This is a genomic window from Granulicatella sp. 572.rep1_STHE (genome assembly GCF_001073445.1).
GTDB lineage: Bacteria > Bacillota > Bacilli > Lactobacillales > Aerococcaceae > Granulicatella > Granulicatella adiacens.
In genome coordinates, this window is sequence record NZ_JVBO01000042.1 from 61,930 (window position 1) to 82,614 (window position 20,685).

Below are 20,685 nucleotides of genomic sequence, written 5' to 3' on the forward strand. Positions count from 1 at the left end.
GTGCCTAATCCCTTTATTTATTATTCGTATATACTAGTCTATATTATCATCTGTTTCTAACAATTCGATTTGCTTCAAATATGCTTTCTTTTCCTCTAACATTTGGTGTTCTATCTCTTCTATCTGCTTTTGATAGACTTTATTCATCTGTTCTTCGTTCTGTTCTAATTCAGATAAAAAAGGCTTCGCATAAATAAGATCAACATCTCGATATATCGTTAGAATATAGTCCATGAGGTTAGCACGTCTTCTCTTTGCATATGCTAGTTCATTTTTTATCGCATCTTGCTGTTGCAGATATTTTTTTCGATTAGCTTGATAGTTCATTTCAAAATCATGTAGTTTTCCTTTAGTCATGATATCTACAACCTCGTTTAGTTAATTGGATTTTTGAGTTCAATTTTTGGAAATGCTCGTAGAAAATCGGTTGCTGATTTTGCGGTTTTTCCTTCAAATCCCTTTTCTAATTGCTCTATAAGCGTCTTAGAATAATAATGATTAAACTCCTCATTATTTGTTTCTAATTTTGATGCTAGTTCGTTCCGTAGCGCCTCTACTTGCATTTTCCGATTAGACATAATTGCTCTGATTGTAATGATTTCATCAAGCTTCATAAATTCTGTGTCGTATTCATCTCTAAAAAGTCCGTTCGTTAAAGAATCATTATAATATACCATAAATTGTATATTTCTCCTTCTCATTTTTCTTTTACTGATAGATCAAATCCTTTTTGTTGATTAGACAAATAATTCCCCTTGTTCTCTATCAATCTCTTCTAATTTCTCAGTCGCATAAAATAAAGTATCCGAAAATTTATATATCTTCTCTAAATACGCCTTTAATAAGTCTCTGTTCAACTGTTCCTTCGATTCGTCCCAATTTTCTTCGAAGTTAAACTCAGATATTATAGCTTGAAATTCACTAATCTCTAAATACAATGTAACATTCGCTGCCTCTTTATAAGCTGATTCTGTTAACATCTTAACTCTTCTCTTATTTTCTTCTAATAGTTTCAACACTTTAGATACTTTATCATCTGATTCTATTCTAGAGAGGTGGGATAGAGTTAAAATTAATTGGCTACGTAACTTAATTCTTTCGGCACCATTCGCATACAATAATTTTCCTTGTAATAATTGAATATTCTTTCTTCCCCAAGATATTACTTCTAATTTTGTTTCTTCGATTATCTCTTGATATTCTTTCATAAATTTAGAGTAATAAAGACCTCCATTGACTAAATGTGCGAGAAAATACCGGGAGTGTCCATTTCCTTCTATGTCAGAATTTTTACTATCTTCTTTTATCAATTCAATATATTTATTTAATAATTTGCTTAATTTCTCTCCTGCTTTTAAATATGCTGGGAAAAAATTCTCAGTCGCTTCCAATATCGTTCCATCCGAATAAACTCTATACTCTCCAAAGTCATGAGAATTAGGATTCTCGAACGTCGTTGCAAAATTAAACGGTACTATTACTTTCACTTTTCCTAATTGCTCATCTGTATTTCGATTTAACATTGAAACAATATCAAAAGGATTTACGTAATACGTTACTTTTTCATTAAGAATTTGAATTACTTCTTCAGAAACCCCAGATTTTCTTAGACTCTTTAGTGTATCTGGCCCATTTAAAACAACAATTTCACCAATTTGGTCTAATTCTTCTACACTAAGATGAGCTGCTCCCTGTACAGAAGCAATCGACCCTAGAGAATGTCCTGTGATATTTAATTTTGCGTTAGGTGCTTTTTCTCGCAACTCTGCTAATTTTGCATGTAGAGCCTCTTCAACTAATTTTCCCTGAATTATATACTCATCATTCATCGTAAAAGGGTAGTTATTTCCGAGCCAATCATTCCTTATAGCATCTAAATTCTTTAAACTTGGGGCATCACTTCCTTTTACAGCTAGATAGGCGTTCTTTGTATCAGTGTTCAACTCTGGAGTATCTGTAAGAAAATACGAATTAAATCCATCTTTCTCATTTGATAGCAATCCCTTTTCATACTCAAACTTATCATCCATAGGCATTCTTTCGGTTACTGTTTGGATAGTCTTATCTTTATGGACATACACTATTCCATTGTTTGGGAGATTCTTACCACCATCAATTTTTATTTTATCCTCTTCGTAATCTTCAGCATAATTAATTTCCCCCGGAATATCCTCACTAGATCTTTCCTTAAAATTCCTAGGCCTATCTTCATACGCACTTTGAGACAAAGAAGTATATAAATTATCAAACGTTTTTAGGTCACTCATAATTTTTTAAAACATTCCCTTCTTTAATTCCTGGTGGATGATTCATACCCATTCTAGAAATATCTGGCATACTATCTGCATTATCTAAACTAAAGCTAATATAGAGTACTGTTTCGGCTATATTATTAAATGTACCTCTTACTGACAGTCTGTACCCATTAGAAGAAAATCCATTACTTACTTCACCTACTCGATATGTGTTCCAATCAAACTGTACTGATTCTACTTTCGGATACTTTGAGTGAATCCACGCTACAATCTCTTCTTCATGTTCCTTCAACCACGCTAAGTGTTTATCTCTTACGGTAGCAAAGATTGTATTTGCACGCCAATCTGGGTTATTTAAATTGAACACTGTAAAACCTCCTACACCTAATAATGCAATTGTTCCTATAATGGCTAATTTCTTCTTCATGTTCCACCCTCCAACCTTCTATACTTACTTCTTATCATTTAATTGTCTAAAGAGACTACTCTTACCAGTATTATAAGATATTTCATTAATTTTTCATATAGTTTTATTAATTAAAATTGACTTATTCTATAAAGCACTACGTTTTTAACGAATAATCGGTAGAACACTTAGTTCTTGAATCATTAAGTTACTATTCCAATATACGTCATTAAAACATATTACGAAGAGAATTTTTTGAGATGTATCAAAAATGATACATTTGCATTTTTTGGTTAATTCTACAACTAAATAAAAGCTATCGTTATGGTTCTAATCAGCTCTTGATAATAAAAAAAGAAGGAATTAAACATATCGCTTAATTCCTTCTTTATAATTAGTTTTGCTAATTTAAAGTAAAAGTCGCTTCGGTATTTGGACCCGCGCTTGAGGCTACATAATCACTAAATTCATTATCACCGAAACAGTCATTCACAAATCGAACGTAGTATCTAATCAGTTGATGTGTTTGGGATAGTTTCGCTTTCAATGTAGAAATCGCACTAGCTTGCATTCCCTCTGCCTCCATCACTTGAATCACATGATTTAACTCTTGCCCGAGTCGATTCGCGATAGCTGCCACCATCTTCTGTCCTTTAACAATCTCATCCAAATCAAAAGCATGATACACACCATCTCCAATAATGGGTTTTAATTGAGGTTCAAGAAGAGCCATCGAATTTTTAACATCTCGAATCTGCCAGATAACATTTTCTACCCTACTGATTGCCGGAATAATAATAGTTTGTAATCGATTTATATTCTCCCGTGTTTTGTAAGGATATAGGTTTTTCAATTTCCCCCAATATGTTACGGGATATGTTTTTTTCTCGGTGTTCTTACCATTAACTATTTCATAAGTAGTCTGTTCTTCTTTTACATAAATACTTAATTCAAAATTACTAGTAATATCTGAAACAGCCCGTTCTAAAACATCTTTAAAAGAAAGAAAATCTCGAAGTCCTTTATCAAATTTTTCTAATGATTGTTGATAGACTTCTGAAACTGTTTTTGCATATTCTGAACTACGTTTTTCAACTTGTCGGTCAAAAGCTTGAAGAACATCCTTAACATCATCAAATATCCCGTCTCTATTTAAATACGCTTGATAGTTTAAAGGAAGAGTTCCTTTAATGAACGGAAGCGAATATTTCCCTTCTGATAGTTGTTCTCCCAACCATGAATCCACCTGCTCAAAATTATCAGCAATCCCGCCTATTAATTCTGTAATATTAAAAATACAATGAGCCAATTCATCAGTATTTCGCATAATCACTTCCAATACAGTTGCCAATGACTCACTTATTCCATCCTTTTTCCCTTCTCTCAAGCCTTCACCTTCAAATAACTCATCACTCTTCTTTAATAAAGTTTGGGTCTCTTCCTCAATAACTTCCCAAGATTTCATAAGGGTAGGAGTTCCTCCGCTTAAGAACGAACTTATAGTCCACGTTTTCTCTTTATTAACTCTATCAACTAAAGGGTCACAAGCATATCTCAACGTCGCTAATTGCGTATTGCAGACAGTGACATTCAAATCTCCATCATTAAGTATTGGTGTTTGTCTGGAATTAAAATGATACATCTCTAATTCTGAGTAAATCATTCCCTCTTCTAACACTCGGTGATTTTTCATAATCACGCCCACGCTATCCTGGAGTTTAAATAATACTGATGCTAATCCTGCTTCTTTAAAAACATTCTTAATAGATTCCGTAACTTTTTCTTTCCGTTTGTCGAAACTCTCACTAATCTGATGATTCTTTTTGGAACTTGCCTCAAGAATTTTCTGAATATAAGATAAATCAACTATCCTTTTTTCTAGGTTGGATTGAAGAGAACGTAATATTCCTGGATTTACTTGAATCTTATCTCCACTACTAATCCAGTTTTCATCCGCACTAAGTAAATCCCTGGGTTTAGGATCAATTCCTTTAACATGGAAATCAACCGTTCCATCTCCATCTATATCAATATCTTTCTTTGCAGTCCCCCAGACAACATCTCCATTACCATAAATAATCCGTTGAAACTGATCGAATTGCCAATACGTTAAATTATGTGTATATAAATCAAATCCATAGTCCAGATGTATCCCGGTAACCGTTGCATTCCCCGTAATCCCACCGATATAATCATAATTACCTCGATAATTCTTAAATTGTTCAGGATGAGCTCTCATATACGCGAGTTCTTCAGGAGTTATCATATTATGAATATCCGGACCATGAGAACCCATATTGTCCCATCCATTTTTTAATGCGACATAGATTGCTAAAGCTTCTCCTAGTGAATGTCCTGTTGTAGTAATTTGTGAATTACGAAATTGCTTACGAACTTCTTCCGCAAAACGAAGAGCAGAGACCGCTTGCGATCCAACTACTTTGCCTCTATTATTTGAATCTACATAAGCCATTCTGTCGGTATTACCATAGCCTATCATCTGTATATCAGTTGTTGTATCTCTTCGATCATCAGCATTAGTCCCCGCATACGTGATGGTTATTTGAGAGTAATCTGGTTGCCCATCAGCCCCAATGGGAGCAACCGCCATCGCTTGCATCCCATTTTCTTGGTTATCTTCGACTTTTAATATTTTATAACTACCTAAATGAGGCTTAGATAAATCATAAGGTTGAATAGAATTTTCTATTAGTCCCCCTTTGTAATCTTTTCTAAATGAGTCTAGCTGATATACCTGATCAGAAATGGATTTGTTTTTTTCATCTGTTAACATTATTTTCCACCTATATATCTAATTTTAATTTTGGATAACAAAATATCTCCTTCAAGTACTCTTTCCCGCTTAATTTCTTTAAATTCCTCTATTGGACCTAATAACAATTCTCCATCTTTTTCATTTAGAAAATTGTAATTGCTGATTAACATCGAAATTTCTTTATTTTCATCATCATTGATTTTGACATTAAGAATGTAACTTCCCGTACTCTCATTTTTTGTAAAACTTAAGAACTCGATTTCTTGTATATCGTAATTTCTATAGATGCGAATTGCAACATTATCTTGTTGTTCTTTCGTAATCTTAGGTTTTGAACATCCAACAATTAGAAATGCACCAAATAAAATTGCAACTAACCTTAATACCTTCTTCATCCTTCCGCCTCCTCTATTCTTCTATACTCATTAATTGTACAAATTCATATCCTTCTGCATCAACAATATAGCCTTCGTTTGGACGTGGAGATTTTTCGTTTGAGATATACGAGAAGCGAACATATTCTTGATCGCTGATACGCATTCCCATGAACACCTGCGTTGCCAATTGTCTGTGTAAGGTTACAAGCGTTGAGTAATTCGTCATTAAGTCTTTATAGTTCCCCACAAACACTGGCGTAATGCCATACTTAGGTCCTTCTAACAGAAGCTCTTTGAACTGATTTTCTGTAATGTTGAGACTTTGACCAAGGATTTGGATGTCCGGAATGATAATGAGTGATTGAGTATATTCACCAGGTTGCGTCATCCGTTCCTTTAAGTTGTCTAAGATGATATTCATTCCATCTTTAGCACTCAGTGTATCACTGAAACGGTGGGCTTCCTTAAATTGATCTAGCGGTACTAATCCTAATGGATCCACAATCACAACTTGAACAGGAGTCGTATATTGTTGCAACTGGTAAGCTAATACTTTGTAGAACTGAGTAACACTTCGAACATTATCGCTAACTAAAGAGATGGCTTTATCTAATGTAAATGCAGCCACTTCGACCATTTCTCTTGTTAACCCGAGTAATACTTGGTGGTTTCGTTCTGAACGGTCTACTTGAGCTTCCACCATTTCTGGTGTCACCACTTCTGGCAACATTGGAATTGGTTGTGGTAATGCACCTGTCCAATAATGTGACATCTCCTGTGCTTCTGCTTTCACTTGCTGAATCATTGATGAATTATCTTTCACAGCATACGGCACACACACTTGGAATGAAACGACTGTATCTTGCTTCATTAATCCGCGTCCACGGATATCCAAAAGCAGTTGGTCTGTACGACCAACAATACTTGTAACATCGCTCTGTTCGAATAAGTAAAGCGCAATTTTTGTTTTAAAGTTTGCTTGTAATTGTACACGCATAGCATTGAAACGAGACATCGTTGTAATGAGGTAGATTCCTAGAGAAGCCCCCTCACGCGCTAGAATATTAACGGTTTCGTTAAACGCTTCGCTGAAAGTAGCATCACTCACACCATCAAAACTATCGATTGCAATAAATAGTGAAGGGAATGGTGTTGCGGCGTCTCTGTTGTATTGTTGCATATTACTTGAACGCGCCTCACTAAGAGCGGCCTTTCGTACCTTCACTTCTTTTTGAAGACGTCGTAATGACTTCATCACTTTCTCATTATCGTCTGCTGTAAAGTAGTCTGCCACATGTGGAAAATCCACTAAAGAAATTAATCCACTCGTTCCAAAGTCATATAAATAAATATGGGATTCCTCTGGCGTTGTTTTACGCATTACATCAATCAATGCATTTTGGATAAAGGTAGATTTCCCATATCCTGAACTTCCAACGACCAGAATATGACCGCAATCGTTGAAGTCAACTATCAGCGGTAATTGCGCTTGTTGTTCCGGAATATCTTGATATCCCAATAAAAACTCAGGGTGTTTATCGGCTCCCCAATATTGTTTAAATTGAATTTCTTGGATATCTTCTGCTGCAATTCTCTCTTTTAACGGTGGAAGCCACGGACTTGCGACCTTTGGAAGATGTAGCGATTCGAATACACGTTTTGCTTCTTGAACGACCGCGTCCAATTGTGTTGGCAATCGTTTCTGATTGCCGCTATCATCTAATCCACTTAAGTCTTTATTGATTGCTTCATACTGTCCATTATCTTTAATAGCGTACACTGTCGTATCTCGGTGTGTAGAACGTACCGCTTCTGGTTCATAATCGGCTCCACTCCAAGCACTTTGGAATAATTCATAGATTTCATTATTCCCAACTTGCAAGTATCCTCGACCTGTCTGCGTAATTTCTGCAGCATCTGGCGTTTTAATAATTTCACGCGAATCAGCCACATCTTGTACTTTCAAGGCAATCTTAAACTTCGAGTTAGACCAGATTTGATCATCCACTACGCCGCTTGGTTTTTGAGTCGCTAAGATTAAGTGAATTCCGAGCGAACGTCCGATACGTGCTGCAGATACTAACTCTTTCATGAAGTCCGGTTGGTTCGTTTTCAATTCTGCAAACTCATCCGAAATCAAGAATAAATGAGGCATTGGCTCAGTGGCTACACCTTCTTTAAATAATTTCATGTACTGATGAATATGGTTTACATCATATTCTGCAAATAATCGTTGACGTTTCTTCAATTCTGCTTGAATAGACACTAAGGCCCGATTGGCTTGGGCTACATCTAAGTTCGTAATCGCTCCAACTAAGTGCGGTAAGTCCGCAAATAGGTTCGCCATCCCCCCACCTTTGTAGTCAATCAACAGAAATGCGACTTCATATGGATGGAAATTCACCGCTAATGAAGCAATATAGGACTGTAAGGTTTCAGATTTCCCTGATCCTGTTGTCCCTGCCATTAGTCCGTGAGGTCCATGCGCTTTTTCATGTAAATTCAACATTAATAATTCATCACGACCACGTAGTCCTAATGGTACAGCCATTGTTTGATACGTATCATTCGTTGCCCAACGATGGTTCATATCTAATGCTTCTACAGAATCGACACCATACATTTCTAAGAATGTGACACTATCTGGAATCGCGTTTCGTAATGTTTGAACATGCGTCAATTGAGCCAAGTCTCTTGCAAATTGTTCTTTGGCTTCAGTGGATAGCTTCTCAAACGTCACAAATGGTTTATCCATATATTCGCCATTATGGAGTCGTAATGTTCCTTGACGGTTTCCTTTGAAATCCACAACAGTATTTACATGTTCTGGTAGGCTTTCAATCACATCTTCTACAAAAAGATTGCTAATTCCAAGATGGGATAAATCTTCATTAATAAACTCCATAATATTATGGTCTAGCATCAGAGACAAATCCGTAATCACGAATACGTAATGAGGAGTAAAGGTGAGTTGTTTGTTACTTCCTGCTTGTTCAGCCGCTTGTTTGCGTTCTTTGATCATTTGATAGAGAGACGTTAACAATTGATCGCGACTACGTTGATGATATACAAAACTACGACAATTAAACTGCTGAAGTTTCATATGCGGTAACCAACGACTCCATTCCCACAACGGGAGTTCTTCTTCACGAAATACTGGAACAAATTGGACATCATGATAACTATGAAAAGTAGCCAATTGCATAATTGCTTGTTGCACTTGCTCAATGACTGTTCGACGCGAACCGATATATCCTGTAGGAGCTGATAATAGATCATTAGTAATAGGTAGATTTTCCAAAAATTGATAATGAGCCACTAATTCCGTTACTTGTTCACTGATGGATTCATTGTATTCTGTTAACTCAGATTTTTTATAATCGATTTTAAAGCTAGGAATGATTCTTCCTGTTCCCAGACGGTACGTTAGAAAATCAAAGTGATGAGGTGTCTTTTCATAGAGACGTCTATCAGTATTTTTGGCCATTTCCATGACCTGCTCCATACTTGGATAATGATAATTCAATGCTTCTGCCTGCTCTTTAGATAAATCATAAAGCTCTTTATATTTCTCATTCAAATACGCTTTATAGTTTTCCATCTTTTTAGCTTTCAGACGTTTATTTTGTTTTTTATCTGAGAAGAAACTATGGACTGAGGTGATTAAAGTAATCACCGACATTCCCATCATCATAATCATCATACCGCCATTTCCTGTAAGAAAATGCGTTGCTACCGTTAGCCCAATCATCGCAAGCGGCATGATAATTAATTTTAATAGCGATTGCTTCTGCATATTATCTTCAGTTGGAGGCGCTAAGATGCTCACCACATCATCTGGCTCACGTAAAATAAAACGAGGGGAACGGTGGAAATCACTGAATTTATCTTCCCCGTTCTCTTCAAAGTCCAATTGTATTAATTCTGATCCAATAGGATGAATACTAGCTATGAGAACACGTTGTCCATCGATTTTGACAAAATACCCACTTGATGAAAATATACTGTCTCCTTCACTCATTTGAATGGACGCGTTCACTTTTTGTCCATTTAAGAAGATAGGTTTTGAAGTTACAACTTCGTATCCAGTAGGGATTTGTCGGATTAATAACTCATCACTTTCCTCGATTCGAACTGTATGAATAGCTTCTGGTCCAATCGTAATAGGCATTTTCGTCATTAATGTTTGTAACGTGTATTCAAACACAAATAATTCTGCATGTACGTCATCACTCAAAGAAATTGCATGCTTCCCGTAAGAATACGTTTCATGATTATACGTCACTAGTCCATTCTTGACGGTTAGTTTATCCGCATAAGGATTTTTAATGACAATATCATCATTCATAAATGCACCTACACGATAGGGTCTTTCCTGTGAAATGTCGTATATCGTATCTTTCAGTTTAATTAAACAAATCATCTTACTCCTCCGTGTTAGTTTTCTTTCGTTTTTTGTTGTGTTGGTAAATATTGTTTCTTGAGTTCTTCTAACTTACCTTTATAACGATTAATTTCTTCCGTTCTTTTTTCAGAAGTTAAACTTGGATCTCGTTGGATATCATCGATTTTCTTCGTTAAACCGTACATTAATAATTGCGGGTCATCTAAATAACTCGCAATATCCATTGCTTCATCAATCTTATTTTGACCGATAAGAACCCAATAACGTAGATAGTCTTCATTCGTTTGAGTCGTAATTTTCCCTAGTGTTGTTTTTTGAGCATCCGTTAACGGTTCGGTCATTATTACAGAGTACGCAACGATATATTTGTCTTCTGGTGATAAGCTTTTACTATCCATATTTTTAACAGAAGATACTACCTTAGAATAGTCTTTTTGGATGAAGGATAAGCGTACATTCGCAATCGTTTGTTGTTGTGGTTGAGTCACAAACATGTGATATCCTAAAAGACTGGCAAAGATTATCGATAATACCCCAAATAGAATCCCTGTTAATTTCCATGTGAATAATCTCTTACGAGGAACACGCACCATTTCTTTTGCCACACGTTGCTTTTCATACTCCAAGTGCTCATTTAGTAAAATTACAACCTCCTCAATGGTTTCTGCAGAGAGGATACTCTCAGTAAATTTATGTCCTTTATAAAATTCGAGTTTGCCTTGTGCGAGTTCTTCATACTTTGCTTTTGTATCTAAGACAGAAATAATCATAGATTTATAATGTTTTAAGAAAGTTGCTTCCGTTATTTCTTCATAGGGAGGAACTTGACCTTTGACTCCACGGAAAATGAGCTTGGCAATCCCATTTTGAGTGAACACAAGATTATCAGGGGTTAAAGAATACGTGTAGGCACTTGTTTTTAGTGCTTCATACAATTGACCAATATTCATTAGATACCGTAGTTGTTCTTCTAAAGGAAGCTGATATACTACACCGTAATCTTGAACGGTCTCGGTTTCAGCATGAAACAGATAGGCGCTTTCTGTTTCTTCAATTTGTAGAGATACTGCTTCTGGAATGCTCACTTCTAATAATGTTAAAGCCAATGCAATATTGCCTTTAAATTCTTCTTTCGTTACTTCAAGAGTTTTCAATTTCGTTCGCTCGCTTTCTATAATGTTTCAACAATCAGTTGGATTCCATCATGTAAATAGTTCACATCTTCAATTCTTTGTAAAGCTGTTAATACGATTCCTTTTTCATGAACGCGGACACTTGGAGTATTAATCTCAAACGCTAACTGATAGGCATCCTTCACAATATTTAATAATTCCTTCATACTTATTCCTACTGGGATTCGAAGATCATATTTCCCATAGGCAAACTTTTCTAAATTCAATGTGATATTAATATAGGTATTACGCATGATGAGTTTTCCTTTTCTTCAAAAATTGATAAACCGATACACCACTAACTAAAAATCCCAAACCAATGAACGCTATCACAAACCACGGTGACTCTTTTTGAGGAGGCCGTAATGTCACTCCTTTAGAAGGAGATGCTGTGCTCTGTGTAAGAAAGAATTGAGTAGTATCTATTGGATTTAATTTTTGTGGGGTTGTCGATAAAAAAAGAAGAGCCTTATCTTCTGTTCCAGATAATGACTCTTCTGCCTGTTGTTTTGAAATCATTTGAGACAAAGAGGCATCAAACAGTTGTTTTAACAAAACGTCTTGTTCAAAATATGTCTTCTCTGTTACTTGTGGTGTGACAGGTACATCAACATTGATTTTTAATGACCCTGTTTCTGCCCAAACTTTGCCCGTGAGGACAACTATCATGCCAAGTGTTAACAATAGCACTCGACTGATTAATTTCATTGTCTACTCCTTTATTGTTTGATTATTTTTTCTATAAAATAACATACTACCTACAAATCCTAAAATTCCAACAAGAGAAATAATAAGAACTGAAATCCATGAGGTAGGTTGTTGATTAATAACCGTATGCAGTATTTCTTCTGCAGATATGAATGGTGTGAGATACGTTAAGAGTGGCGAAACACTACCATAGTACGTATCAAACAATTGCCCTAGTGAAATTACATAGATTACAACAAAAGCTAAACTTACTAATAAGCCATAAGCTTTTAACCATGTCATCAGTGCATGATGCATAAATATGATACTTACACCAATAACAAGAGACACCCCGCAGAGTACAAATAATTGGTCTGCTGGAAGGTTCAACTTCAGCCCTACCACAACACTTACAAATAGTCCGATAAGTGCTCCGATACCCGCTAACAACGCTAACGGTAGGAAGTTAACTGTAGGCTGATTTGATAGGTACTTGTTGGTTTCGAGAATTTGCCAATTACCGTGTTGTAACATATATACAAACGCTAAGGTCATTACAGCAATAATCAGCACCATTAATACACCTGTTCTGTTATCGGTTTGCTGACGAGAATTGCTAGAAGAACGAACATCCGCCATTGAACCATCTACTGGATGTGACAAATAGTCATATACTACCGTATTAGCCGTATTTCCTGACTGAGTATTTGACATTACTTGAGTAAATTCTTTTAAGAATGAACTGTTTGATTCATACTCTTTTGCCATCACTTCATCCATTGTTGCTACGGAATTTTTATACTCAGTCCCTTTATTCTCTAGCGATTTCACATCTTCATTTAATCGATTATATTCTTGACGAATAGAGGTCGCAATTTGCTGATGATTCTTCGTGTTATCCATTAACGAACGACTAGCCTGCATTAGTGTAGCTAAATCTTTGTTAATCGCTAATCCCACATTCGTTAAATCCGTGTTATCTCGTTTTTCAGAATCTACAAAGATTGGTTTGCTTTCAAGCGTTTCCTTAACTTTTTGAGTTTGGGCCACAGCCTTTGTTAATTCTGCGTTGACATCCCTCATTAATTTTTGATAGGCGTCTATATTATTTTTTAAAGCCTGAACATCTGTTGATAAAGCACTTGTTTCCGTTGTAAATTCTGACGAAATTACTAATTTATCTTTTACATCATTCGTAAGAGTATTCGTTACTAAATCAACTAACACTTCATCCAGTCTATCTAACGCTAACTGAGCATATAAAGAATCCGAAGCTGGTTGTTTTGGATCTGCCTGTCTATTGGAATATAAATCAACCCCATAGACTGCCTTCACCTGTCCAGCAAACTCAAGGTATGATTTCACATCATTAAATACAGCTGAAGAAATCTCCCCTAAAAACTGCTTAGAATCCGTAAATACTGTTCTCGTATCACTCTCTGAATAGATTCTTTGAATGGCTTGTTCGCTAGCGTTCACAGTCACACTATTTTCATCTAAAGCATTTAATGAGTTGAATTTTTGCAGAGTTGCTGCTCCAGATTCTTGATACGTATTAAAAGCCTGAATAACTTTATTGGATTGTTTAATACTTTCATTGAGTTTAGAAACATTGCTCAACAATGCTTGTTTTTGAGCATCACTCAAGTGAGCAATCGATTCTTCTGTTATCACTTTAACATTCGAAGCAATTGGAGCGAACCATCCTGCGTCCGAAATCGACTCATTTTTATGTTTTAACTCATACGCAACTCTTAATTGTTTTGCAGAAGAATTGAATCCTGAAGTTACCTCAACGGATGCCCCATTCTGAGTAAATGAAACATTTTGCCCATCAATTGTTAGGCTTTGTAAGGTATAGTGACTATCCACAGTAAATACTATTTTTTTCACTTTTCCAGCGATGTCACTAATCGTCATTGCACCAGAGATTGGCTTATTCTTGATTTCATTCTGTTTCGTATTTACAAACTCATCCTTACGACTCGTTTGAACGGTCGCACTAGGATTGACTTTTTGAACAAAATGAACAGTATTTTTCAAAAATTGCTTATCTGCTTCTGGCAAAGCCATCCGGTCAATCGTAGCATCATCATAAAGTGAGATTTGCTTTGCACTAGAAATGACTTGTTTGTCAATATTGTTACGAAGCTCTGATACCATTAAACCTAATGTCTTTTTCGTTTGATTACTATTATCTGACAACGATTCTGCTACAGCTTGTTTAATCTTTTCTTTGTAAGTAGTTGATAAATAAGTGCTAATTTCTTCATTTCTCTTTTTGATATCTGTAAGAAAATCGTTTAAGCGTTGATTTAGTTGATTAGAATTTTCTAGAATCTTTGTTAGATCTTGACTATTATTCAAACTTGGTAAATCTTTGGAATTAATATCTTGCATAATCTTTAAAGGATCATTCACTGTCAAACTAGAAATTCCTTTATCATATACCGCTAATTCATTTTCACGTTTTAAAACAGACTGTGTCCAAGCGTCTTGAAGTTGCTTAATTCTAGCGATTTCTTCATCGTAAGTCTTATTAACAGAAATAATTTGTGTAAAAGAAGTATTCGTATTTTGGATGACAGTATTAAAGTTCTCCATTACTTCTGTTGCATTTTTCGAAGAATTGGATAATCCTGTGAATTGTTGAGAATACTGTGTCAAAGGATTCAAAAGAGTATCTTCGAACTGGCTTACTGTATCTCCTTGATTTTTAACAACTCCCATCACCTGATTCTGAGCAGTCTTTAAATTAGCAATGACACTACTAAAATAGATTCGAATCATATCCTGATTAAATGCTTGCTTCAAATCAGATACTGCTTGTTCCGCCTGCTTCACTAACACTTGCTTATCCGCATTAACTTTATATTGAAACAATGCGCGTTTTGGTGCAGTCTCTTCTAAAGAAAGTGCGTCTTGAGAAAAATGACTTGGCATAATCACCATCACCTGGTAATTACCGTTTTCTAATCCTTTTTCTGCAGTTGAGCGAGAAACAGTTTCCACTTTATAAGGAGTTGTTTTGGCAAATGAGTCAATGAGAACATTGGCCATTGACACTTGGTCTCCATTGTATGTGGTCCCACTGTCTTCATTCACGATAGCTATCGAAACATCATTTTTTGCAGATGAATGTTCTTGAGTGGATGATGTTCTAGAAGTGTTTTGTGGCTTTACAACCCCAGCTAGAGCTAATAACAATACTAATACTAAAAGAACCCCTGAAAATAGGAACACTTTTTTATGTTTCATAATCTTCTCCCTTATTATTTTTTAAATAGAAAAAGGTGGGATGTTCTCCCACCTTCAAGGATAGATGGTCTATCCATTAATTTAAGCCAAATTTTTGAGATAATGCTTGGTCGTGTTCTTCCATCGCACGAGCAGCGCTTACTAATTGTAAATTGATTTGTTCTAATAATTCAGCGAATTCTCTTACTTTTGGTTTTAGTTCATTGAATTGACGATCAAACCCTTGGAAAGCTTGACCTTCCCATTCTGATGCTAATGTTTGTTGTAAACCAGTTAAGTTTGATAAAATGCTATTCACTTCGTTTGAAGCTTTATTATATTCACGGGCACGTGTTTGTAACGTTTCTGGTGATACTCTAATTTGTCCCATAATCTTGAACTCCTTAAAATTAAATTTTTGTTACATTTATACGTCGATAGTAGCATATTCATAAATATTTAGCAATAAAAAAATAAAAATTTCACGACGTACAACACCGTTTTTTCTATTAATATGTCCTCTCATTATACAAGCATAAAATATTTTTAAATTTCATCATTTACCTCATTTTATGAGCTCTTTATTATTGTTAGCTAGATTATATCATTTGCTGTTCATTCATTCGATAGTTTTCCTAATAAAAACAGCTCAAAAGCGTTCTAACTTTTGAGCTGTTCTGTATTTTTTTATGAAATTGATTAACCTCTTAATTTGCCGTTTTGGCCAAGGTTTTCTGCTTTAATTTCTTGAATAATGATATGAATATGTTCAGTTGGAGCGCCAGTGTGTTTAGAAACCACTTCTGTCACTTCTTTGACAAGGGCTTCTTTTTGTTCACGGCTTCTTCCTTCGATCATTTCAACATGAATAAATGGCATTGTTGCGCCTCCCTTCGCTTTGAACTAATTACTATAGTTGCTCTTTGGTTTTATTTTACTCCTAAATGGAAGTGAATGCTAGGTGGGTGCTGAAAAGGCCGCACACCCTGTGTAGTTGAACTCGGGCTCACAGGACTGACGTCCACTTCCTGATATGTCCGCACGACTCGTTCCGAGTCCCTTTCGGCATATCAGTCCAGTGTTTCAGTCCTGAGCGTTCGCCCTCATATCCTGTGTAGTCGGGTTCGGCTTCGCAGAAATGGCGTGCGTTTCCCCAAACGTACGCACGACTCGTACCGAGTCCTTTGCGTCGTTCGAGTCCAACGTTCCATTTCTGGGCGCGAAGCCTCACACCCTGTATTTTTCTATTAAGGTTTTCATGGTTTGGTTAGAAAACAGCACGGTTAATATGGCTGTGTTTAATGGGAATGAAATTAGGTTCTTAATGATTCGCAGTGGCATGAAGACGGCGAAGGCTTTGCCTGTTATCATATACACCCATAGTGAATTCAATCCGAGGTTACAGACGATTGTGACGAGTAATACTGCAATCAAGATTTGTTCCCATCTGAGTGGTCTCTTATATAAGAAGTATCCGTAGATGAGTCCTCCGACTAGGGCTGTAAGTGTGTATCCGATGAAGAATTGTCCACTCTCTCCGCGGAAGAAGTTCCCGAGGATATCGACTAGGATTCCCACAAGCGCCGCACGCCACGGTCCAAGCATGATCCCTGCAATGGCAGCTCCGATGAATCCGAAGCCAAGTTGTACGTAAACGCCGAATTTTATTGCTGGCAGCATTTCCATCACAAGACGAATGGCCAAGATTAGCGCCATCACTGTAATATCAAGTATTTGTTTTCTATTATATTTCTTTGTATTTTCCATATTAGCATCTCCTTTAATTGTAAAGAGTTGCTCCATTTAACTTCTTCTATTTCTAGTGTTGTTTAAATGCAGCGAATGCGACTAAATTACCGCAATGTTTCCATTTTCGTCCCAGTGGCAACATTCCATCCTCCGGGCACTTAACACAATAAAGTCTACTCTGATTTTTAGGTTCTAGAAAATTTAGTTCCTACTTTCCATGAATCTCCTTTCTTACTCTTGGTAAGGATACCTTCTTCGTGTCCTAGCGTCAAGTCCTCTCTATTTTTAGGGCATGTAAAATCGATGTTCATCGTCTTTTGAACGCTTTTGACTGAAAAAATATTTTCTGAAAAGATAAAATCCGAAAATATTGTTGATACCGTTTTCTACAATCTGTATAATTAAATAGTAAGATTGCCAAAGAAAGGATGCAACATGAGTAACGAACGTTTTTTAATGATAGAATCTGATATTAAAAATTTATCCTTCCGATTAGAGTCTATTACCAAATCCAAATACGACAGCGACTGGCATAGTACGCTACACACTCATCCCTTTACTGAACTTTTCTATGTTATTGATGGTAAAGGAGAATTTATTATTCAACACCAACGTTTTCCGGTTAAAGCCAATGATTTTGTCATTATTAATCCTCAGGTAGAACACACTGAAGTTTCTTCACCAGATTCTCCTCTAGAATACATTGTGGTGGGAATCCAAGGTCTGTCCTTCTCGAATTTAACACCTGTGGATCAAGGTGGACATCCTTTTTCGTTCTTTAATTTACGAGATGAGCAAAAGGACATTTTACGCTACTTAAACGCGATGGTGCAAGAAGCCACGAATCAAGCACTCAGTTATGATTTAGTTTGTCATAATCTGTTAGAAATCTTATTGATTAAGATTTTAAGACACCAGCATTTTGATTTGGAAGTCGGTGCTCATAGTAAAACAACAAAAGATATTGCTTTTATCAAACATTATTTAAAAACATACTACCGAGAAAGCATTCAGCTAGAAGCTTTAGCGTCAATGACCCACTTAAGTCGCTTCTATATTTCCCACAGTTTTAAAAAAGAAGTTGGGATGTCTCCAATGGAATACTTAATGACCATTCGTATCAAAGAAAGTAAAATTCTACTGCGGACAACGAATTATTCTATTTCTCAAGTGGCTGACATCGTTGGATTTACAACACCAACTTACTTTTCAAAACAATTTAGAAAAATAACGGGAATTTCCCCAACGGATTACCGCGAGAAATATCAAAAGGAGTCCCAATGATACGAAAACCAAAGCGCGATGAACGCCGTCAAATCATCCCGCTCATCGAATTAATTATGCAAGATATGGAATTACCAATTCTGGAACATACAAGTCCAGAAATGCTCTATGCGATGCTAGAAGAAGCCATGCTCGACGATCAGTTTCGCTACGGTTTGAGCCAAACCCTAGTCTATATCCATGAGGGAAAAGTGGCGGGGGCAATTTTTGGCTATCACGGGCACTTAGAAGACACGATTGATGATCCATTCCACAGCTTATACGAGGCTTACAACATTGAGCATCAAATCCCGCTCTACGAAGATAAGGAGACGATGCCAGGAGAATGGTACATTGATATTTTAGCGGTCTATCCCGAATATCGTCGCCATGGGATTGGTCGTAAATTATTAGTGGAAGTAGAAAACTTAGCGCGCCAGCAAGGGGCCACAAAAATCGCCCTCAACTGCGAAAAGGAGAATACAAAAGCCTACAAATTATACGAAAAACTGGGTTACTCCCCAGAAAGCGAACGTGTCTTAAGCGGTCATCCGTATTATCATATGACAAAAACATTATAAAAAAAATCCCTCTTCGGACGAAATCGTTCAAAGAGGAATTTGGTAAATTGTAACTTATATGTTACATTTTGCTTTTTCAAAACGAAAAGAGACTCGAAATTTCGAGTCTCTTATTTTTTATGATTATTTTACAGAAGCTTGTCGTAGGTTGATTGTACGTCCGAATGGAAGTACTTCGAATCCGTCTACGTTTTCAGCAAGTAAGTAGCTTTGGCTTGCTTGGTAGATTGGAGCGATAGCCACATCATCCATCACGATTTTTTCAGCCGCAATCATTTGTTTGTAACGTTCTGCTGGCTTCGTTGCGTATGTTGTTTTCACTTCAGCAACGGCTTTATCGTAGGCTTCGCTTGAGTAGTTCCCGAAGTTGATTCCTCCACCTGTTACGTATTGTTCTAAGAAGTTTACTGGATCTTGATAGTCAGGTGCCCATGTTCCGAAGAAGAAGTCGAAATCATCTGCACGTTGTAATTCAAGACGGTTTTTCAATGGCACTGATTTAATGTTCAATGTCACGCCTGGTAAGTTCTTTTGGATTTGCGCTTGTAAATATTCGCCAACCACTTTCGCACTACCTGCATCTGACGTTAGTAATGTCACTTCGATTGTGTCCATCCCTAATTCTTGTTTAGCAAGTGCTAATTCTTTTTGCGCTTCTTCGACATTGTAGGTGAGTAAGTCGCCACGGTCTTCCACATAATCTTTCCCCGTTTCTGGGTTTTCAGCAAATCCCTTTGGAACAAGACCATTTGAAACGATTGAGCCGTCTTTTAACACGTTGTTTACAAGAGCCGCTTTATCGTAAGCCATCGCAATCGCACGACGGAAGTGTTTGTTTCCTGTGATTTTGCGTTCTACGTTGAAATTCATGTACCCCATTGTTGCTTTTGGAATAGCGTGATACGTTGGTTGCGTTTTATATTGATCGACGAATTGTTCGCTGATTGTTGTGTATTGGACTTGTTTTCCGTCAAATAATTGAACAGAAGTTGCAACTTCTTTTGACACATTCACTGTGACATTTTGTAATGCAACGTTTGAAGCATCCCAGTACCCTTCGTTTTTAACAAGTTTCCAAGAAAGTTCAGAACCTGTCCAGCCTTCTAATTTAAAAGGTCCATTCGTTACAATGGAGTCAGCAGTAGATCCATACCCTTCTCCTTTTTCAGTTGCCACTTTTTCAGATTGTGGTAAGAAACGAGAACCTGTTAATAATTTTGGTAAATATGGTGCAGGGTTTTCAAGGGTGATTTCTAGCGTTTTATCATCGATTGCTTTAACACCTAGTTCTTCAACGCCTAATTCGCCCGTACGAATCTTTTTAGCATTTTTGAACACATCCGCTGATTGAGCAACATGTCCTTCTTTTGGATTCACTAATTTACGATACGTATATACAAAATCTCCGGCTGTTACTGGAGTACCGTCTGACCATTTAGCGTCACGTAGTTTAAATGTATAAACAAGACCATCCGCGCTCACGGTTGGTTCTTCTGCAGCCATTCCTAATTCAACTTTATTGTCTTTTGCGACACGATATAACCCTTCAAAAATTTGTCCTAACATATCAGAACTTGGCACATCATCATAGTCAGCACTATCCAATGTTGCTAATTCTCCAAATGTTGTAATCGTTAAACTTTGTTGATTATTTGCTGTCGTCGAAGTTGAATTGCCACCACATGCAGCCAAACCTAACGAAATTAACAGTGTTGTCATTAATAATTTGGTTGATTTTTTCATAACAATTCTCCTTTATTGGTAAAATACATCGCAT

The 20,685-nt window shown here is 36.5% G+C and carries 17 protein-coding genes and 1 riboswitch; of the genes, 2 read left to right on the forward strand and 15 right to left on the reverse strand.

Going from position 1 to position 20,685, the window contains the following annotated elements; translation table 11 throughout:
* Positions 1-33: 33 nt before the first annotated feature.
* The 14 genes from ADH99_RS08860 to ADH99_RS08925 all read right to left on the reverse strand — a co-directional run bounded on the left by ADH99_RS08860 (position 34) and on the right by ADH99_RS08925 (position 17,082).
* Entirely contained in the window at positions 34-357 is a 324-nt protein-coding gene (locus ADH99_RS08860; RefSeq protein ID WP_049555687.1) for a hypothetical protein, read from the reverse strand.
* Between the two features lie 17 nt (positions 358-374).
* Complete coding sequence (locus tag ADH99_RS08865) at positions 375-677, reverse strand: hypothetical protein (protein ID WP_049555688.1); 303 nt, start codon at positions 675-677, stop codon at positions 375-377.
* Between the two features lie 60 nt (positions 678-737).
* Positions 738-2,267, reverse strand: coding sequence for a lipase family protein (locus ADH99_RS08870; protein WP_049555689.1), 1,530 nt, complete (start codon positions 2,265-2,267; stop codon positions 738-740).
* The gene (locus tag ADH99_RS08875) at positions 2,260-2,682 is read right to left on the reverse strand and encodes a hypothetical protein (protein WP_049555690.1); all 423 of its coding nucleotides are present in this window, start codon (positions 2,680-2,682) and stop codon (positions 2,260-2,262) included. Before ADH99_RS08875 ends, ADH99_RS08870 begins: the two co-directional genes overlap by 8 nt.
* Positions 2,683-3,064: 382 nt before the next feature.
* Positions 3,065-5,455, reverse strand: a complete 2,391-nt coding sequence (locus ADH99_RS10555; protein WP_049555691.1) for an SA1320 family protein — start codon at positions 5,453-5,455, stop codon at positions 3,065-3,067.
* Positions 5,455-5,832 carry a hypothetical protein gene (locus ADH99_RS08885; protein WP_049555692.1) on the reverse strand — a complete coding sequence of 126 codons (378 nt, stop codon included), beginning with the start codon at positions 5,830-5,832 and terminating at the stop codon, positions 5,455-5,457. Before ADH99_RS08885 ends, ADH99_RS10555 begins: the two co-directional genes overlap by 1 nt.
* Positions 5,833-5,845: 13 nt before the next feature.
* Complete coding sequence (gene essC / locus ADH99_RS08890) at positions 5,846-10,237, reverse strand: type VII secretion protein EssC (protein ID WP_049555693.1); 4,392 nt, start codon at positions 10,235-10,237, stop codon at positions 5,846-5,848.
* A 14-nt stretch (positions 10,238-10,251) separates the two neighbouring features.
* Entirely contained in the window at positions 10,252-11,373 is a 1,122-nt protein-coding gene (gene essB / locus ADH99_RS08895) for a type VII secretion protein EssB (protein ID WP_049555694.1), read from the reverse strand.
* Positions 11,374-11,390: 17 nt separating this feature from the next.
* Complete coding sequence (locus ADH99_RS08900) at positions 11,391-11,645, reverse strand: hypothetical protein (RefSeq protein ID WP_049555695.1); 255 nt, start codon at positions 11,643-11,645, stop codon at positions 11,391-11,393.
* The gene (locus ADH99_RS08905) at positions 11,638-12,099 is read right to left on the reverse strand and encodes a hypothetical protein (protein ID WP_049555696.1); all 462 of its coding nucleotides are present in this window, start codon (positions 12,097-12,099) and stop codon (positions 11,638-11,640) included. Before ADH99_RS08905 ends, ADH99_RS08900 begins: the two co-directional genes overlap by 8 nt.
* A gap of 3 nt (positions 12,100-12,102) precedes the next feature.
* Entirely contained in the window at positions 12,103-15,336 is a 3,234-nt protein-coding gene (gene esaA / locus ADH99_RS08910; RefSeq protein ID WP_049555697.1) for a type VII secretion protein EsaA, read from the reverse strand.
* Positions 15,337-15,412: 76 nt separating this feature from the next.
* Positions 15,413-15,709 (reverse strand): WXG100 family type VII secretion target, encoded by a 297-nt coding sequence (locus ADH99_RS08915; protein ID WP_039849004.1) that lies wholly within the window; start codon positions 15,707-15,709, stop codon positions 15,413-15,415.
* A gap of 305 nt (positions 15,710-16,014) precedes the next feature.
* Positions 16,015-16,194 (reverse strand): 2-hydroxymuconate tautomerase, encoded by a 180-nt coding sequence (locus ADH99_RS08920; protein ID WP_005606505.1) that lies wholly within the window; start codon positions 16,192-16,194, stop codon positions 16,015-16,017.
* Between the two features lie 348 nt (positions 16,195-16,542).
* Entirely contained in the window at positions 16,543-17,082 is a 540-nt protein-coding gene (locus ADH99_RS08925) for a folate family ECF transporter S component (RefSeq protein ID WP_065427331.1), read from the reverse strand.
* A gap of 67 nt (positions 17,083-17,149) precedes the next feature.
* Positions 17,150-17,247: riboswitch (THF riboswitch) on the reverse strand.
* Between the two features lie 252 nt (positions 17,248-17,499).
* On the opposite strand from ADH99_RS08925, the gene ADH99_RS08930 reads away from it, so the two are divergent.
* Together ADH99_RS08930 and ADH99_RS08935 are read left to right on the forward strand one after the other, a co-directional pair.
* Positions 17,500-18,348, forward strand: coding sequence for an AraC family transcriptional regulator (locus tag ADH99_RS08930; protein ID WP_049555699.1), 849 nt, complete (start codon positions 17,500-17,502; stop codon positions 18,346-18,348).
* Positions 18,345-18,908 carry a GNAT family N-acetyltransferase gene (locus tag ADH99_RS08935; RefSeq protein ID WP_049555700.1) on the forward strand — a complete coding sequence of 188 codons (564 nt, stop codon included), beginning with the start codon at positions 18,345-18,347 and terminating at the stop codon, positions 18,906-18,908. Before ADH99_RS08930 ends, ADH99_RS08935 begins: the two co-directional genes overlap by 4 nt.
* A gap of 123 nt (positions 18,909-19,031) precedes the next feature.
* Here the strand turns inward: ADH99_RS08935 and ADH99_RS08940 are convergent, their stop codons facing one another.
* A complete protein-coding gene (locus ADH99_RS08940; RefSeq protein ID WP_049555701.1) occupies positions 19,032-20,651 on the reverse strand; it encodes a peptide ABC transporter substrate-binding protein in 1,620 nt (539 codons plus the stop codon).
* Positions 20,652-20,685 lie beyond the last annotated feature (34 nt).

Coding starts and splice junctions, on each gene's coding strand:
- essC (WP_049555693.1), bottom strand. CDS start 10,237: ATGATTTGTTTAATTAAACTGAAAGATACGATATACGACATTTCACAG.
- ADH99_RS08920 (WP_005606505.1), bottom strand. CDS start 16,194: ATGCCATTTATTCATGTTGAAATGATCGAAGGAAGAAGCCGTGAACAA.
- ADH99_RS08930 (WP_049555699.1), top strand. CDS start 17,500: ATGAGTAACGAACGTTTTTTAATGATAGAATCTGATATTAAAAATTTA.
- ADH99_RS08865 (WP_049555688.1), bottom strand. CDS start 677: ATGGTATATTATAATGATTCTTTAACGAACGGACTTTTTAGAGATGAA.
- ADH99_RS08925 (WP_065427331.1), bottom strand. CDS start 17,082: ATGGAAAATACAAAGAAATATAATAGAAAACAAATACTTGATATTACA.
- ADH99_RS08860 (WP_049555687.1), bottom strand. CDS start 357: ATGACTAAAGGAAAACTACATGATTTTGAAATGAACTATCAAGCTAAT.
- ADH99_RS08875 (WP_049555690.1), bottom strand. CDS start 2,682: ATGAAGAAGAAATTAGCCATTATAGGAACAATTGCATTATTAGGTGTA.
- ADH99_RS08940 (WP_049555701.1), bottom strand. CDS start 20,651: ATGAAAAAATCAACCAAATTATTAATGACAACACTGTTAATTTCGTTA.
- ADH99_RS08935 (WP_049555700.1), top strand. CDS start 18,345: ATGATACGAAAACCAAAGCGCGATGAACGCCGTCAAATCATCCCGCTC.
- ADH99_RS08870 (WP_049555689.1), bottom strand. CDS start 2,267: ATGAGTGACCTAAAAACGTTTGATAATTTATATACTTCTTTGTCTCAA.
- esaA (WP_049555697.1), bottom strand. CDS start 15,336: ATGAAACATAAAAAAGTGTTCCTATTTTCAGGGGTTCTTTTAGTATTA.
- ADH99_RS10555 (WP_049555691.1), bottom strand. CDS start 5,455: ATGTTAACAGATGAAAAAAACAAATCCATTTCTGATCAGGTATATCAG.
- ADH99_RS08900 (WP_049555695.1), bottom strand. CDS start 11,645: ATGCGTAATACCTATATTAATATCACATTGAATTTAGAAAAGTTTGCC.
- ADH99_RS08905 (WP_049555696.1), bottom strand. CDS start 12,099: ATGAAATTAATCAGTCGAGTGCTATTGTTAACACTTGGCATGATAGTT.
- ADH99_RS08885 (WP_049555692.1), bottom strand. CDS start 5,832: ATGAAGAAGGTATTAAGGTTAGTTGCAATTTTATTTGGTGCATTTCTA.